Here is a 16,537-nt window from a genome sequence, read left to right as displayed (position 1 = left end):
CTTTATATCATGTTCAGACTAAGTTGCCAGCATTAAAGGTTTTCAGAGGCGTAATCAGCCAGTCTTGAACGCTCACCACGGAGCAGCGTAATGTGACCACTGTGCTGCCAATATTTAAAGTGATCAACCACATAGGTCAGGCCAGATGTTGTTTCGCTCAGGTACGGTGTATCAATTTGAGCGATGTTACCTAAACAGACAATTTTGGTACCTGGACCGGCACGCGTAATCAATGTTTTCATCTGTTTCGAGGTTAAGTTTTGCGCTTCATCGATGATTAAAAAGCGATTCAGGAAGGTGCGGCCGCGCATAAAGTTGAGCGAACGGATTTTAATCCATCGCTGTAATAAATCGTTAGTGGCCTGACGACCCCATTCGCCACCTTCTGTTTTATTTAATACCTCAAGGTTATCCATTAATGCGCCCATCCAAGGGGTCATTTTTTCTTCTTCGGTGCCTGGTAAGAAACCGATATCTTCACCGACAGGCACGGTAACCCGTGTCATGATAATTTCACTGTAGCGCTTGTGTTCGACAGTCTGCGTTAAGGCTGCTGCTAATGTCAGTAAGGTTTTACCAGTACCGGCCTGACCCAATAAGCTGACAAAATCCACTTCAGGATCCATTAATAAATTCAGTGCGAAATTCTGTTCGCGATTACGGGCGGTAATGCCCCAGATGGCATGATTATCTTTGCGGTAATCGTTAATGAGTTGAATATCTGCACTGGTTTCAGTGACGGAACGCACCACGGCTTCAATATTATGATCTTCACCTGGAGAGTAAATAAGCTGGTTCGGATACCAGTCTTTAACCACATCGCCTTCAACTTCATAGAAGGTTTGACCATCCGCTGTCCATGATTCCAGACGATTCAAATCATCCCAGAAATCCGCATTGAGCTCGCTGGCACCGCGATAGAGCAGATCCACATCGTCCAGCACTTTATCGTTGTAATAGTCTTCGGCACAGATACCTAAAACGGTGGCTTTGATGCGTAAATTAATATCTTTTGAAACCAGAATAATGGTGTGATCTTTAATGGCTGCCTGTAACGCAATCGCCACACTCAAAATAGCGTTATCGCCCTGATGGCTGGGGAGTTCTTTAGGTAATTCCTGCTCCATTTGGGTGGTCTGGAAAAACAGACGACCGCTGGCATTAGGCATATCACCACTGTTCACGCTGGGTAGAGGAATACCTTTGGTAATGGCTTCATTATCTTCAGCCTGCAGTAATAAATCATCGAGGAACCGACTGACCTGGCGTACATTACGGGAGACTTCAGATAAGCCTTTTTTACCACGATCGAGTTCTTCTAATACAACCATGGGTAAGTAGATATCATGCTCATCAAAACGGAATAAAGCCGTTGGGTCATGCATCAATACATTGGTGTCCAGAATAAACAGACGTTTACCTTCGGCGGGACGTTTGATCATTGGTTCGAGATCCTCTTTGGTTAGTTGGAGACCTGAGGTTGATTATGGTGCAAGAAATCACTGATGCAAAGAGTGAATAAAGATTATTTTGCCAATGTCATCCCTATAAACGTACTACCACTTCACAACTGGATATTTAGTGTTAATATGAAAAGCCTTCCTCAAACAATTTATATCCGAATATTTAGCTATCACTCTGCTTTGATAGGCGGGATTCTTTTCTGAATATATTTCCTATTTTATTGATTGTTAAGCTCTCTATGTCTTTTTCCTTAGACATGCCTAAATTGCTCAGTCGGTAATGATTGACCGCTTTGCTCTGACTTGAAAGTCATTTCCATCTCCTGAAAAGACAGTAAAAAAGTTCTGTTTTTGCAGCAAGCTGATATTGAAAAACAGGGCTTTTGCGATAACGCTGCATTACCGATCTAGGAGTCAATCCCAATTATCACTAGGATGCCTTGTTCTGCATGAGCAGCGAGATTAGTGTTATCGGATGAGTTAGGTGGGTGTTCTGAATCTTGTTTGAGTAATGAGTCCTCCTATACCTGTGTAGACATCTAAGGAGGTTGATTCCCATGAAATTAAAACCAATGTTGTATGCCGTGTTGGCTGGTTTATCCGTATCAAGTGTGGCTGTTGCAGATGTGACATTTGATGATTTAATTGGCACCTGGTATGCCGAAACCCAACATGATGGCGAAACCATGAAATGGTTAGTCAAACGTGAGCCTGATCAAAGTTATGCGGCATTATTTCTAGTCTGTGATGGCGAAAATCTGTCATGGGTTCAAAAAGAGCGTGGTCAATGGAAGATGGAAGGGGACGAAATGCACACGGTCATTGCTGCTTTTCAGGATATGAATGGTGGTCCTTCTGATCAGATCGGTAAGCAAATTCATTATGAGAATCTCGAATTAGCTGATGACGAGCTGAATTATGAACAGAAAGGTAACGACAATACTTACAGCTTTAACCGCGTGAAAGATGGCTATCAAGTCAGCTGTCAATAATCGAAAACAGGTCAGTCTGAATCAGGCTGACCTGTTTAGGCTTAAACACATGCAAGATGTGTTTAAGCTAGTCATATTGTGGTTATCAGTATCGACGAAGACGTATCAAGCCGATGAAACCAGACAGTAATAACCAGAATGAAGTTGGTATAGGGACGGCTGAGATATTAGCGCCATAAAGGTATTGAATACCGGCGATATCATCAGCTTGAAGGCCGGTAAGTGAAGGATTATAAAAAGGTCCCATTACTGATTTAGATGCCTCGGAGTGCCCCAGTCCAAGTGAGTGCCCAATTTCATGTAAGGCTACCCAGAAAATATTGATACCGTCTACGAGACTATCGATACTCCATGTCTCTGCACTATCAAAATGCAAATCACCACCTGCAGAGAAATACCAGTGGGTATCTGGATAAAAGGCATGCGCTAATACCCCGCTCGGGCCATCAATCGCTTCACCTCCAATTCGAATATCACCTGATGTCGTGAGTGTATTAAAGTTAGCACCATCATCTGCTACTTCAATAAAATTGAGGTTAGCGACAGTACTCCAGGCATTAAAGGCTTTTGTAATTTCTTGCTGAAAACCCGTGGGCATAAAACTGTTTAGTGGAGAGCAAACCGCTTGGTCACATTCTTCACTACCCAGCATGAAGCTATAACTAATCGTTGCCCCTGTACCCAATGTGGGGTCGCCCCACTTTTTTATCGGATCGGGAGAGATGGTGTAAGCATTGGCTGTGGAAATAAAAAAGAATAAACAAAATAGGCTTAAAAAGAGTTTCACTGAAGTCATCCTTGTCTTAAGTTTGGTGTAAATTAGCTATCCAGCTAATGTGAAATTTATCACATTTTTCGGCTTCATAGTCTAGCCATAAATATCACTTCCAGTCTGCTTGGATAAGCAAACGAATGAGGATAATCAAAAAATATTCTGATGGATGAGCTCGATAAAATGATATGGCAAACGGTTGATGCTATTCCTTATGGTCAAGTCATGACCTATGGGCAAATTGCAATCAGTTGTGGTTACCCGGGGTATGCCCGCTACGTAGGTACCGTTCTTAAAAAACTTCCACCAGACACACATTTGCCCTGGCACCGCGTTGTCAATGCTCAAGGACGATCTTCTTTTCCAGAGGGAAGTGAGAAATACCGGGAGCAGTTACAGAGGCTCCTCGCTGAAAATATTGTAGTGAATAACGGCAAGATAGCCTTATCGGTTTATCAGTATCAGTAAGGTCAGCCCTCATTTTGCCAATGAGGATGTGGATATATTAATAAGAGTATTTATGGTAACAAGCGCCACTGATACCATATGTGTTTAAATTTCTGAGAACACCATGCAAGGTTTAATCTTAGCCGTTCTGGCTTATACCATCTGGGGGCTTTTTCCTCTCTTTTTCAGTTTCCTGAGTCACGTGTCACCGATTGAAGTTACGGCGCATCGGATTATCTGGTCACTGGTAGCGACTTTGACCGTGGGCCTGGCCTTAAGACGTGGCAAGCATTTATGGGAAGCGTTACATAATAAAACGACCTTACTCTGGCTTGGTGGCTCAGCGGTGTTTATTGCGATTAACTGGCTGGTCTATATCTGGGCCGTTGGGCAGCATCGTGTGCTTGAAGCCAGTTTAGGTTACTTCATCATGCCTCTAGTGAGTTTATTGATGGGGAGGCTTTTACTAAAAGAGTCGCTGCATCCTTTACAGGCCATAGCTGGGGGCATTGCTTTTCTAGCCGTGCTCTGGGAGTTGTGGTCGTTTGGCAGTTTACCGTGGGTAGGCGTGGTGCTCTCATTTGCTTTTGCATTCTATGGGCTGATACGTAAGGTGCACCCGATTGATGGGATAAATGGATTAACCATCGAAGCGTTGTGGTTAATGCCTTTTGTTTTGTTGTGGATTGGCTGGCAGTCAAATTCAACAGAATCGATATTACAATTCGGCGAAGATACAACGACGACCGTTTTGCTCATTAGCTCTGGTTTTCTGACGGCATTACCTTTGGTTTTATTTGCCATGGCCACTCGTCGCATCAATTTATCTATTGTCGGTTTTATTATGTATATCAATCCGACCATACAATTTTTGATTGGGGTCTACGTGTTAGATGAGCATTTCCCTCAAGCCAGGTTAGTCACATTTATTCTCGTTTGGTCGGCGATGGTGTTGTTTATGATGGGGATGTGGCAGTTACAAAAACAGAAACGACCTGCGTCATAAGTTTTGGCTGATCTACTCACTACATCAACCAACCGGCAGCGCCGTTGTTTTGATAGGTGATTTCATGACAAACGAGGTATGAACTCCTGTCACACCCTCAATGCGCGTTAGTTTATTGAGCAGGAATTGTTGATAGGCATCCATATCTTTCACAATCACCTTTAATAAATAATCGGCAGATTGGCCGGTAATGAGGTGACATTCGAGTACCTCAGGATAGCTGGCAAGTGTGGTCTCCAGTGCTTCAAAACGCTCCGGTGTGTGTTTGTCCATACTAATACCAATAAAAGCCATCAAGGTCAGACCTAATTTTTTGGCGTTGAGTAAAGCCACATAACCGTCAATTAAGCCTTTTTCCTCCATCTGTTTGACACGCCGTAGACAAGGGGACGGCGAGAGCTTGATAGCTTCGGCTAATTCCTGGTTGGTAATACGACCGTCAGTCTGTAATTTTTGCAGGATCATGATGTCGTATTTATCGAGGTTGTCAGACATGTAATTTCTCCATTAAATTTTATTGTGGTTATATGTTTCAATATTTATGCTTTTTAAGCAATATTATTCTTGTTTAAGTCGGTTTTATGCAAATATAGCAATTTAATTCCATAGTGACTTCTTTATACTATTTCACATGGCTGGAACTGATAGCCGATGCGTCAAAAGCGCAGCTGGCACGATGAACTGACATGATCAAAACTCATGAAAGGCCCATCGGAAAAGTATGAATTAACCCGGTTCATATGGTGAGTCAGGCAAATTTGTTTCAGCAACTTGTGTGTCATTAATAGTTATTGTCAGGAGTCAGACATGATTAGTCAGCCCGCTCAAAAATATCGTCGCTTTGATGCTATCCAATTGCCTGATCGGCAGTGGCCCAATGTGGTATTGGATAAAGCCCCAATCTGGATGAGTACAGATTTACGTGACGGTAATCAGGCTTTGATTGATCCGATGTCTGTTGATACCAAAATGCGGTTTTTCCTGGCCCTGGTAGATATGGGCTTTAAAGAAATTGAGGTTGGTTTTCCATCAGCCTCAGAAACGGACTTTAATTTTGTTCGCCGTTTGATTGACGAAAATCGTATTCCTGATGATGTCACGATTGAAGTGTTAACGCAGGCCAGAGAGGATTTAATTGCCCGAACCGTGGAATCCTTGAAAGGTGCCAAACGCGCTATTTTGCATATGTATAACCCGATTGCCCCTGCTTTTCGTGAAATTGTCTATCGCACTGATAAGGCTGGGGTGAAAGAGATCGCTGAGCGTGGAACGCGTTGGGTGAAAGAGATGACGGCAAAACAGCCAGAAACCGAATGGGTATACCAATATTCACCTGAGACCTTTTCCAGTGCGGAAATGGAGTTTGCGAAAGAGGTTTGTGACGCGGTGACGGCCATCTGGCAGCCAACACCAGAACATAAGATGATCATCAACTTGCCGGCAACAGTAGAAATGGCGACGCCGAATACCTATGCCGATCAGGTGGAATGGATGCATCGACATTTAAATCAACGCGACAGCATTATTCTGAGTGTGCACCCACATAATGATCGCGGCACGGCGGTAGCAGCAGCTGAGTTAGCTGTCATGGCGGGTGCTGATCGTGTGGAAGGTTGTTTATTTGGTAATGGTGAACGCACGGGTAATGTGGACTTGATCACCTTGGCGATGAATTTATATTCGCAGGGAATTGATCCTGAGCTTGATTTCACTCAGATGGATCAGATCCGACAATTGTTTGAAGAAGCCACACAATTGCCCGTGCATCCGCGCCATCCTTATGCGGGTGAATTAGTGTTTACGGCTTTTTCTGGCTCGCATCAGGATGCGATTAAAAAAGGATTGGCCGTACAAAAAGCGGATGACTATTGGCAGGTACCTTATTTACCCATTGATCCAGCCGATGTAAATCGTAGTTACGATGCTGTGGTGAGGGTCAACAGTCAGTCCGGCAAAGGTGGCGTGAGTTTCTTGTTACAGCAACATGCCGGCTTTGAATTGCCACGTCGTTTGCAGATTGAGTTCAGCAAAGTGGTTCAAAAGGTCAGTGACAGCAGTGGTCGTGAGATTAACGCTGAGAATATCGTCTCACTGTTTGATGATGAATACGTGCAAGTGAACAGTCCTTATCAATATATGGGAAGTCATATCGTTGATGAGGAAAGTCATCAAGTCATGAGCCATGTGGTGGTGAAATATGAGCAACAGCGTATTGAGTTAAAGGGACAAGGCAATGGACCATTGGATGCTGTGGCCAAAGCTATCTCAGAGCATATCGGTGAAACAGTGACTGTCGCGGATTATCATGAACATGGCATGACGGCCGGTTCTGACGCAACGGCGGTGAGCTATGTTGAAGTCAAGGTGGGAGAGCATGCAACCGTGTTCGGTGTGGGGCAGGATAAAAACATCACTACTTCAGCGATAAAAGCATTATTAAACGGAGTCAATCGCTTTATGAATACTGGCACTTCTGTAGCCGTTGATAAAAAAGCAGTCAGTTAATCAGTGATATCCTGAGTCAGCTGTAAGGATTGTCTTGACTAGCGTTAAGGATAATCATTGAATAAATGATGTGGGCGTGAGTTGTTGATTATTAAGGTTATTTTGTTTCTTGGCGATTTGATCTCATATGAATAATTCGTTAGGGTAGGAATCAGTCCTGAATGATAAATTCAATATTCAGGCTCTTTTTACCGATGTTTGATAGTTCAAACAAAGGAGAAAATAATGTTAAACAAACAATTTACAACATTGTTATCAGTAGTATTCACGCTTCTATTCGCATCAAGCATGGCGTTTGCGAATGAGCATAAAGACTCTCATGAAGGTGCAAAACATCCCGCCCATGAAATGGGAGAGTCAGTTGACACTCATAAAGATAAAAAAATGAGTGAAGACTACAAAGAAAATATGAAAGAAGCTGAAGATGCAGCTAACGCTCCTCATCCTGCACATGAAATGGATGAAAACGAGGAGCTTCAGGAACGAGGTCAATAACCGTTTCTGAATGGGATAAAGTCCCATTAAAGCGATTAAACGCCGCATATTGACCGAAATATGCGGCGTTTTTTTATGTCACTAAAACAAGTATCGATTGAATAAGCTTGAATTAAGGCGTTGCGTCTATATTAATACTTAACTTTCTTATTGCATCAATGAACAACAACAGGACCGAGTTATGCGACAACTCCGCTTTATTTTTCTATTCACCATGGTTTATTTCTTGTCGGCATGTGCGAGCTTGTCGCCTGAATTTGAACAACCTCAAGTCAATATCACTTCGTTTAATCTGGCACCGTCCTCAACTGCCTCAACACCTACATTCCTTATCGGTTTACAAGTGATTAATCCTAATCGACAAGCGCTACCATTGAAGGGGGTGAGCTACTCCGTTGAAGTAGATGGTTATCGGATATTGAGTGGAGCTGAACCGGATTTACCACGAGTTGCGGCATACGGCACCGAAGAATTTACAATCCAAGCAGTACCAGATTTGCTTGGTAGTGCGAAATTGATTAGTCAGTTAATGTCTCATCATCAGGATGCGGTTAAATATCGATTTAAGGCACGTTTGGATATCGGTAGTCTTTTTCCGTTTATTGACATTGAAGAAGCTGGAGAGTTGAGTTTAAAACGGCCATCATCATCTCAATAAATTCACTGTCATTTCGTGCTCTTCAGAGCATTTGTTGCTATGTTTAGTCCATAGATCACTGATAAAAGCGCCTTTATGAATTCGATAAGTATGTTGTTTTTGTTAAGCGGAACCTTGATTGCTTTAAGCATTCTGGCCAGCCGCTTATCTTCTATTTTTGGTTTGCCATTGCTGATCATTTTCCTGGCACTGGGCATGCTGGCCGGAGAAGATGGCATATTAGGTATTCAGTTTGATAATTATTCCGTGGCATTCGTTATCGGTCATTTGGCACTCGCCATGATTTTGCTCGATGGCGGTATGCGTACTCGCCTCAAAACATTTCGTGTCGGCTTTAAACCTGCTTTATCCATGGCAACGATAGGTGTGTTTATCACCAGCGGTGTGGTGGGGTTAATAGCCATGTGGATATTCAATCTAACACTGGTTGAAGGTTTATTGATTGGTGCGATTGTAGGGTCGACAGATGCCGCTGCAGTCTTTTCTATGTTGCGTGGTCAGGGCATTAATATCAACGAACGAGTTGGGGCGACGCTAGAAATCGAGTCTGGCACCAACGATCCGATGGCGATTTTTCTTACATTGATGTTCATCCAGTTATTGATTAGTGATGAAAACACTGTGTTAGGCAATGTACTGTTTTTCCTTCAACAATTCGGCTTTGGTATTGGTATTGGTCTGTTCGGTGGCTGGTTAGTTAAGCGTTTATTGGCAAGACTGGAGTTAATGCCAGGCTTGTACTCACTGTTGGCATTAGCACTGGGGTTTAGTATTTTTGGTTTAGCGTCCTGGATGGGGGGCAGTGGTTTTCTGGCTATCTATCTCTGTGGTTTGATGATAGGCAGTGAAAACACCCGTCAATTACAGCATATTTTGCCAGTGTATGATGGTCTGGCCTGGTTAAGCCAGATTGGTTTATTCCTGGTGCTGGGTTTGCTGGTCACTCCAACCGAATTAATGGAATATGCTTTACCCTCACTCGTGATAGCCTTAGCCCTGATATTCATTGCAAGGCCACTGGCAGTCATTCTCTCCGTAAAACCGTTTTTTAAATTCCGCTGGCGTGAAATTGGTTTTATTTCCTGGGTGGGATTACGAGGAGCTGTGCCTATTGTGCTGGCGATTTTTCCTGTCATAGGTGGGGTAGATAATGCCCCGATGTATTTTAATGTGGCGTTTGCTGTTGTGTTGTTATCGCTACTTATCCAAGGCGGTACTTTATTACCGATGGCAAAATGGATGCGAGTGCAGATCCCTAAAAAGGCCAGTCCAAGACAACGCGGTTCTTTAGGTATCTTGCCTGAGCGCGATTTTGAAATGTTTGTCTATAAAGTAGAGAACCAACGTCTCGACGACCAACCTATTCGTTTACTTCGTTTTCCATCTGGCGCGATGATTTCTGCCTTATTCCGGCATGAGGAGATGATTCATCCTAAAGGCAGTACGCGTCTAAAACTAGGCGATATTCTATGCGTGATCAGCCGTGAGGAGGACTTAGATAATCTAAATGAATTATTTAATGGCGATACTCAGCTGAATCAGAAGCAATTAGCTTTTTTTGGTTCTTTTGTTCTCAATGGTGAGGCAATGTTAGTGGATATCGCTAAAGCCTATGGTTTGACGATCAGTCCCCAGGAAGTGGGTGTGAGTTTAGGCGAGTTTATTGCACGGCGGGTGGGGGGGCACCCTGTTGTAGGTGATGACATAGATTGGCACGGCATTCATTGGGTCGTGAATGAGGTTGATGGAGACACCGTGAAAAAGGTCGGAATGCGTTTATATTAGAAAAAACGGAAATAGTTCATGTTTCCTCTCATTAAACATTGTTTTCTGAGAGGCTTTCTGTCATATTTTGCGCATCATCATTTCTTTGGTGCCCTGTTGTCATTCATAGAACATTTTCCGGCTGCTGTTTAATGAAGAACTGTCTGCCTGGTTTGTGCCTGTTTGAGTCTTTCACTATAAAGGTTTAGCTTTATTTCTCAGCTGATAAACATGCTGCGATGTTGACGGGGAACCGCTTTGTGTGGAGTCAGTATGAATTTATCTATTCAGCAACGGTTTAGCTTCTGGGCTGGACTTAGTCTACTCTCTGTTGTGCTCGTGACCGCCTTGGTAGCGATGTATAACTTTGGCAAAATTAATCAATCACTCACAGAATACAATAGCGAACTGACAAAAAATCAGGCGGAATCTTATCTCGGACTACTCGCCAGTGATACCAGTGCCAGCCTGCTCGTCCCTCTGGAGAAAGCATTGAACGTGGCCACATCTACGTCGATGTCCATGCAATCGTTAGCCAGTGTTTCTAATACTATAGACAAACGTCAACTGGCTTTGGATACCCTAAAAAAGACCTTGAATCTGAGTCCTAATTTCCTGGGTACCTATGTTGCCTTTGAACCCAATAAGTTTGATTTTTCAGATGCTTTGTATCCATCAACCGTTGGTAGTGATAAGAGTGGCCGGTTTCTACCCTATGTGATTCATGGCGATAATGATGGTTTCACCGTCGAGAGTTTAGTTGGATTAGAAGACCAGACGCTTGACGATAATGGTGTGAGAGCCGGTGAATATTATTTATGTCCCAAAGAGTCCAACAAAAGCTGCGTTGTTGACCCTTATATCTATCCGATAAATGGGAAGGATGTATTGCTAACCAGTATGGTTGTACCAGTAACGAAGAATGGTAATTTTATTGGTATGACAGGGATTGATATCAGTGCTGACTTCCTACAGTCCAATATCGTGAAAGTCGATAAACAGCTCTATGACGGCGCTGGTGAGATTTTATTAGTTAGTCCAAAGGGCGTCATTGTTGCTGATAGTGAGAATCCAGAATTAGTCGGTAAAAATCTGAAGTCAGTCGACGCTGATCTTGTGAGTAAAGTTAACAATCTATCCATGTCAGATGAGAGTACTATTTTTGCTGCTGATGATGCTTTGAAAGTGTTAAAACCTTTCAAACTAGGTGATACGGGTACTCATTGGACTGTTTATATCTCCGTGCCTGAGTCCGTTATTTATGCTGATCTTCAGCAACAACAAGCCTTTATGGATCAGCAACAATCACGCTTTATCAGTCAGACGACTCTGCTGGGTTTTTTGTTTGCGATGATTGGTGTGGTCATTGTCTGGTTTGTTGCCAAAAGCAGTGTCAAACCTCTGCATGATATGACCGGTATTGTTGGTAAACTGGCCGGAGGCGAAGGGGATCTGACACAACAAATTACTGTCACTCGTCAGGATGAAACCAGTAAGCTGGCAAATTTATTGAATACCTTTATTCAAAAACTACAGACTTTGATTAAGGGGATGTTGCCGATTGGTAATCGCATAAGTGCCTTATCTGCTCAAGGTAAGCAAATTAGTCAACAAACCAGTGAACAGATGAATGAACAGAGCAGTTTACTGGATCAGATGGTCTCTGCAGTCACTGAAATGTCGGCTTCAGCTCAGCAGATTGCTGGTAACGCAGAGCGCACCGCAACATTAGTCAGTGATGCGCATCAATCAACAGAAGCGGGTGCGGATCTGGTGAGTCAGAATGCCCAATCAATCAGTGATGTGAAAAATAGTGTTCAACTCTCTGAAGCTGCATTGGATCAACTAGTCAAGAATAGTGGCGCCATTGCAGAGATTCTGGTCGAAATTCAGGGCATTGCTGAACAAACAAACCTATTAGCTTTGAATGCTGCGATTGAAGCGGCCAGAGCCGGTGAAAAAGGTCGTGGTTTTGCCGTGGTGGCAGATGAGGTGAGAGCGTTGGCGAATCGTTCACAATCAGCGACTGTGGAGATTCAAAATCGTTTGGCCTTACTGAACCAAGGAAATAAAGAAGCCTCTGTCGCTATGAAGAAAAGTGGCGAGCAGGTCGAGCATAGCGTGGAATTAGCGCATTCTGCTGCCAGCGCTTTAATCAAAATTAGAACCGCGATTGATGAAGTCTCTGAGATGACCTTACAGATTGCATCCGCGACAGAAGAGCAAAGCAATGTTTGTGAAAATGTCAGTGAAAATTTAACCCGTATTTCGGATTTGGTTCAGCAGACAGCTGAGGGTGCAAAAGAACTCAGTCAGGTCGGTAGCGATTTGGATGCCACAGCCAATGAGTTACAAACAGGCTTATCGTCATTTAAGGTATAAATTCTAATGCTCAGCCAGTAGCGATGCTGGCTGAGTTCAATCTGTCACAGTTCAAAAGTCGTGATGAGTATCTGGTATAATTGTGCGATTTTTATAATCGCTTTACCAGATGGGAAATCTGCTTTAAATGACTGTGCATCAACAAATTAAATCCTTACTTGAGCAACGTATTCTGATTCTAGACGGTGGAATGGGGACGTTGATCCAAAGTTATAAGCTGGAAGAAAAAGATTTTCGTGGTGCGCGATTTGCAGATCATCCCTGTGATGTAAAAGGCAATAACGATCTTTTGTCTTTGACCCAGCCGCAAATTATTCGCGATATCCATCGTGCCTATTTTGAAGCCGGTGCGGATATTGTTGAAACGAACACCTTTAATGGTACGTCAATTGCCATGGCTGATTACCAGATGGAAGATCTGGTTTATGAGTTAAATAAAATCTCAGCCGAATTAGCTAAAGAAGTGGCTGATGAATTTACGGCTAACAACCCAGACAAGCCACGTTTTGTCACCGGTGTATTGGGCCCAACTAACCGCACGGCCAGTATCTCTCCTGATGTGAATAATCCTGGCTTTCGAAATGTCAGTTTTGATGAACTGGTTGATGCATACATGGAAGCCATTCGTGGTTTGGTTGATGGCGGTGCTGATTTGTTGCTGGTCGAAACGGTGTTTGACACCTTAAATGCCAAAGCCGCCTTGTTTGCGATTGATCAGTTCTGCGAACGAAATGGTGTACATATCCCGGTCATGATTTCAGGCACGATTACTGATGCCAGTGGTCGTACACTTTCAGGCCAAACGGCCGAAGCATTCTGGAACTCGCTGGCGCATATCCAGCCTCTGAGCATTGGCCTGAACTGTGCACTGGGTGCGGAGCAGTTACGTCAGTACGTGGAAGAGTTAGCCAATGTAGTGACTTGTCATATCAGTGCTCACCCCAATGCAGGCTTACCTAATGAGTTCGGTGAGTATGATGAATCACCAGAAGTCATGGCAGCACAGATTAAAGAGTGGGCTGAGTCTGGTTTCTTAAATATTGTTGGAGGCTGCTGCGGTACCGCCCCTGCTCATATCAAAGCGATTGCTGATGCAGTAGAGGGTATTCAGCCTCGTCAGCCAAAGCAGAATCTACATCACTGCCGTTTGAGTGGTTTAGAACCTCTGAATATTACCCCTGACAGTTTATTTGTGAATGTAGGCGAACGTACCAATGTCACGGGCTCGGCGCGTTTCGCCAAGCTAATCAAAGAAGGCGATTACGATACGGCACTGGAAGTGGCGCGTCAGCAAGTAGAAAACGGTGCTCAAATCATTGACATCAATATGGATGAGGGCATGCTGGACTCGAAAGAGGCCATGGTCACCTTCCTTAACTTACTCGCTGCTGAACCAGATATCAGCCGTGTGCCTATCATGATTGACTCATCCAAATGGGACGTTATCGAGGCAGGTCTGAAATGTATTCAAGGTAAAGGCATTGTTAACTCCATCAGCCTGAAAGAGGGTGAAGATAAATTTATCGAACAGGCCAAATTGGTTCGCCGTTATGGTGCAGCGGTGATTGTGATGGCCTTTGATGAAGTCGGTCAGGCCGATACACGTGAACGTAAGCTGGAAATTTGTCGACGTTCCTATGAGGTGCTGACAGAGAAAGTTCATTTCCCACCAGAAGATATCATCTTCGATCCCAACATCTTTGCCGTCGCCACAGGTATTGAAGAGCATAATAATTACGCCGTCGATTTTATTGAGGCTGTTCACGATATTAAACAAAGTCTGCCACATGCGCTGATCAGTGGTGGTGTTTCCAACGTCTCATTCTCATTCCGTGGTAACAATCCGGTGCGTGAAGCGATTCATGCGGTTTTCCTCTACCACGCGATTAAAGCGGGCATGGATATGGGGATTGTGAATGCTGGCCAGCTGGCTATCTATGATGATCTGCCTGAAGAATTGCGTGAAGCCGTAGAAGATGTCGTCCAAAACCGCCGTGAAGATTCTACTGACCGATTGCTGGAACTCGCCGAAAAATACAAAGGCGAAGGTGGCAGTGTGGCTAAGCAGGAAGACTTGGCCTGGCGTGAGCTACCTGTCGTCAAGCGTCTTGAGCATGCTTTGGTAAAAGGCATTGCGGATTATGTTGAAGACGATACAGAAGAAGCGCGCCAACAATTTGCCAAACCACTGGAAGTGATTGAAGGGCCGTTGATGGACGGTATGAACGTGGTGGGTGATTTGTTTGGCGAAGGTAAAATGTTTTTACCTCAGGTGGTCAAATCTGCCCGTGTAATGAAAAAAGCTGTTGCGTATCTGATGCCCTTTATCGAAGCAGCGAAAGAAGAGGGCGACGATAGCAAAAATAACGGCAAGATTTTGATGGCCACCGTCAAAGGTGACGTACATGATATCGGTAAAAATATCGTGGGCGTGGTATTGCAATGTAATAACTTTGAAGTGATTGATCTTGGCGTAATGGTGCCAGCGCAGAAAATTCTTGATACGGCACGCGAAGAAAAAGTCGATATTATCGGCTTGTCTGGTCTGATTACGCCATCACTTGATGAAATGGTGCATGTCGCGAAAGAAATGGAACGACTAGGCATGGAAACCCCACTGATGATTGGTGGAGCCACTACTTCTTTAATCCATACCGCCGTGAAAATTGAACCGAACTATCATGGCTGCAGTATCTATGTAAAAGACGCGTCACGTGCGGTGGGTGTGGCTCAACGTTTAGTCACCAAAGATACACGTGATGCCTTTATTACTGATCTGAAAAAAGACTATGAAGAGAAGCGTTCAAGACATAAGGGACGTAAGAGCAGTCGACGTCAATTAAGTATCACGGAAGCACGAGCTAATAAAACCAAGATTGACTGGGCCGCTTATCAACCAACCAAACCTGCTAAATTGGGTCTGGAGGTGTTTGATGACTATCCTCTGGCTGAATTGGTGGATCGCATTGATTGGACGCCTTTTTTCCAATCCTGGGAGCTGGCTGGCAAGTACCCTCGTATTCTGACCGACGAAGTGGTTGGCGAGCACGCCACACATCTATTTGAAGATGCACAAAAAATGTTGCAGCAAATCGTCGATGAGAAATGGCTGACAGCCAAAGCGGTCATTGGCCTTTTTGCGGCGAATAGCGTGAATGACGATGATATTGAAGTGTATCGTGACGATAGCCGTGATGAGGTATTGATGACGTTGCATAGCTTGCGTCAACAAACCGAGCGTCCACCTGGTCGTCCAAATGCCGCTTTAGCCGATTTTATCGCGCCAAAAGATACGGGCGTCAATGATTATATTGGGGCGTTTGCCGTAACGGCAGGCATTGGCATTGATGAGCACGTTGCACGCTTTGAAGAAGATCATGACGACTATCACAGCATTATGCTGAAAGCGCTGGCGGATCGTCTGGCAGAAGCCTTTGCAGAACGCATGCATGAACGGGTTCGAAAAGAATTCTGGGGTTATGCTAAAGAAGAGCAATTAGACAATGATGCCTTGATTGATGAGAAATATCAGGGCATTCGTCCGGCACCAGGTTATCCTGCCTGTCCGGATCATACTGAGAAAGGTCTGTTATGGGAGCTGATTGATCCTGTTACCCATGCCGATATGACCATTACAGAAAGTTATGCCATGTTGCCAACTGCCGCTGTCAGTGGGTTCTATTTTGCCCACCCTGAGTCACGTTATTTTGGCTTGGGTAAAATCGACCAGGATCAGGTGGAAGACTATGCTGAGCGAAAAGGTTGGGATAAACAAACAGCTGAACGTTGGTTGGGACCGGCATTATCTTATGATGGAGATGACTAATGACGGTAAATGAGAATGACATTATTGATCTTCAAACGCGTTTAGCATTCCAGGATGGTTTGCTGGAAGACTTGAATCAAGTGATTATTGGCCAGCAAGATCAAATTTCTCGCTTAGAACTTGCCATTGAAACCTTAAAGGTGCAAATGCGTACTATGCAGACCTCAATGCATCAGAGTAATAATGGTCAGGAACATGAGATACCACCGCATTATTGAGCCATAAAG

Annotated in this window: 13 protein-coding genes; 10 read left to right on the top strand and 3 right to left on the bottom strand. The window is 44.0% G+C overall.

The features are described from left to right. Positions 1 to 32: 32 nt before the first annotated feature. Entirely contained in the window at positions 33 to 1,442 is a 1,410-nt protein-coding gene (locus tag B3V56_RS09060) for a PhoH family protein (RefSeq protein ID WP_286303902.1), read from the bottom strand. A 578-nt stretch (positions 1,443 to 2,020) separates the two neighbouring features. Between B3V56_RS09060 and B3V56_RS09055 the strand changes: the two genes are divergently transcribed. Next, positions 2,021 to 2,455: a hypothetical protein gene (locus tag B3V56_RS09055; RefSeq protein WP_289243174.1), complete on the top strand. Its 435-nt coding sequence runs from the start codon at positions 2,021 to 2,023 to the stop codon at positions 2,453 to 2,455. A gap of 85 nt (positions 2,456 to 2,540) precedes the next feature. Here the strand turns inward: B3V56_RS09055 and B3V56_RS09050 are convergent, their stop codons facing one another. After that, positions 2,541 to 3,242, bottom strand: a complete 702-nt coding sequence (locus B3V56_RS09050; protein ID WP_289283184.1) for a matrixin family metalloprotease — start codon at positions 3,240 to 3,242, stop codon at positions 2,541 to 2,543. A gap of 168 nt (positions 3,243 to 3,410) precedes the next feature. On the opposite strand from B3V56_RS09050, the gene B3V56_RS09045 reads away from it, so the two are divergent. Further along, entirely contained in the window at positions 3,411 to 3,695 is a 285-nt protein-coding gene (locus B3V56_RS09045) for an MGMT family protein (protein ID WP_289283185.1), read from the top strand. Between the two features lie 103 nt (positions 3,696 to 3,798). Further along, positions 3,799 to 4,680 (top strand): EamA family transporter RarD, encoded by an 882-nt coding sequence (gene rarD / locus B3V56_RS09040; RefSeq protein WP_286303906.1) that lies wholly within the window; start codon positions 3,799 to 3,801, stop codon positions 4,678 to 4,680. Positions 4,681 to 4,704: 24 nt separating this feature from the next. On the opposite strand, the gene B3V56_RS09035 is transcribed toward rarD, so the two are convergent. Next, positions 4,705 to 5,175: an Lrp/AsnC family transcriptional regulator gene (locus tag B3V56_RS09035; RefSeq protein ID WP_289284191.1), complete on the bottom strand. Its 471-nt coding sequence runs from the start codon at positions 5,173 to 5,175 to the stop codon at positions 4,705 to 4,707. 312 nt (positions 5,176 to 5,487) lie between these two features. On the opposite strand from B3V56_RS09035, the gene leuA reads away from it, so the two are divergent. The 7 genes from leuA (at position 5,488) to B3V56_RS09000 (ending at position 16,528) form a co-directional block, all read left to right on the top strand. Then, positions 5,488 to 7,185, top strand: a complete 1,698-nt coding sequence (gene leuA / locus B3V56_RS09030) for a 2-isopropylmalate synthase (protein WP_289284190.1) — start codon at positions 5,488 to 5,490, stop codon at positions 7,183 to 7,185. A 225-nt stretch (positions 7,186 to 7,410) separates the two neighbouring features. Then, a complete protein-coding gene (locus B3V56_RS09025; protein WP_289283189.1) occupies positions 7,411 to 7,680 on the top strand; it encodes a hypothetical protein in 270 nt (89 codons plus the stop codon). Positions 7,681 to 7,861: 181 nt separating this feature from the next. After that, positions 7,862 to 8,338 (top strand): LEA type 2 family protein, encoded by a 477-nt coding sequence (locus B3V56_RS09020; RefSeq protein ID WP_289283190.1) that lies wholly within the window; start codon positions 7,862 to 7,864, stop codon positions 8,336 to 8,338. Between the two features lie 75 nt (positions 8,339 to 8,413). Beyond that, positions 8,414 to 10,123 carry a potassium/proton antiporter gene (locus B3V56_RS09015; protein WP_289283191.1) on the top strand — a complete coding sequence of 570 codons (1,710 nt, stop codon included), beginning with the start codon at positions 8,414 to 8,416 and terminating at the stop codon, positions 10,121 to 10,123. Positions 10,124 to 10,375: 252 nt separating this feature from the next. Continuing rightward, on the top strand, positions 10,376 to 12,484 hold the full coding sequence (locus B3V56_RS09010) for a methyl-accepting chemotaxis protein (RefSeq protein ID WP_289284189.1): 2,109 nt from the start codon (positions 10,376 to 10,378) through the stop codon (positions 12,482 to 12,484). A 127-nt stretch (positions 12,485 to 12,611) separates the two neighbouring features. Beyond that, positions 12,612 to 16,310 (top strand): methionine synthase, encoded by a 3,699-nt coding sequence (metH, locus tag B3V56_RS09005; protein ID WP_289283193.1) that lies wholly within the window; start codon positions 12,612 to 12,614, stop codon positions 16,308 to 16,310. Continuing rightward, a complete protein-coding gene (locus B3V56_RS09000) occupies positions 16,310 to 16,528 on the top strand; it encodes a SlyX family protein (RefSeq protein ID WP_286303914.1) in 219 nt (72 codons plus the stop codon). Before metH ends, B3V56_RS09000 begins: the two co-directional genes overlap by 1 nt. The last annotated feature ends 9 nt before the right edge of the window (positions 16,529 to 16,537 follow it).

Source organism: Methylophaga sp. UBA2513, from assembly GCF_002341285.1.
GTDB classification, from domain to species: Bacteria; Pseudomonadota; Gammaproteobacteria; order Nitrosococcales; family Methylophagaceae; genus Methylophaga; species Methylophaga marina.
Note: the sequence above shows the minus strand (reverse complement) of the source record. Positions and strands in the feature narration are given on the sequence as shown.

Coding starts and splice junctions, on each gene's coding strand:
- B3V56_RS09035 (WP_289284191.1), bottom strand. CDS start 5,175: ATGTCTGACAACCTCGATAAATACGACATCATGATCCTGCAAAAATTA.
- B3V56_RS09015 (WP_289283191.1), top strand. CDS start 8,414: ATGAATTCGATAAGTATGTTGTTTTTGTTAAGCGGAACCTTGATTGCT.
- B3V56_RS09010 (WP_289284189.1), top strand. CDS start 10,376: ATGAATTTATCTATTCAGCAACGGTTTAGCTTCTGGGCTGGACTTAGT.
- B3V56_RS09020 (WP_289283190.1), top strand. CDS start 7,862: ATGCGACAACTCCGCTTTATTTTTCTATTCACCATGGTTTATTTCTTG.
- leuA (WP_289284190.1), top strand. CDS start 5,488: ATGATTAGTCAGCCCGCTCAAAAATATCGTCGCTTTGATGCTATCCAA.
- B3V56_RS09000 (WP_286303914.1), top strand. CDS start 16,310: ATGACGGTAAATGAGAATGACATTATTGATCTTCAAACGCGTTTAGCA.
- B3V56_RS09060 (WP_286303902.1), bottom strand. CDS start 1,442: ATGATCAAACGTCCCGCCGAAGGTAAACGTCTGTTTATTCTGGACACC.
- B3V56_RS09025 (WP_289283189.1), top strand. CDS start 7,411: ATGTTAAACAAACAATTTACAACATTGTTATCAGTAGTATTCACGCTT.
- metH (WP_289283193.1), top strand. CDS start 12,612: ATGACTGTGCATCAACAAATTAAATCCTTACTTGAGCAACGTATTCTG.
- rarD (WP_286303906.1), top strand. CDS start 3,799: ATGCAAGGTTTAATCTTAGCCGTTCTGGCTTATACCATCTGGGGGCTT.
- B3V56_RS09055 (WP_289243174.1), top strand. CDS start 2,021: ATGAAATTAAAACCAATGTTGTATGCCGTGTTGGCTGGTTTATCCGTA.
- B3V56_RS09045 (WP_289283185.1), top strand. CDS start 3,411: ATGATATGGCAAACGGTTGATGCTATTCCTTATGGTCAAGTCATGACC.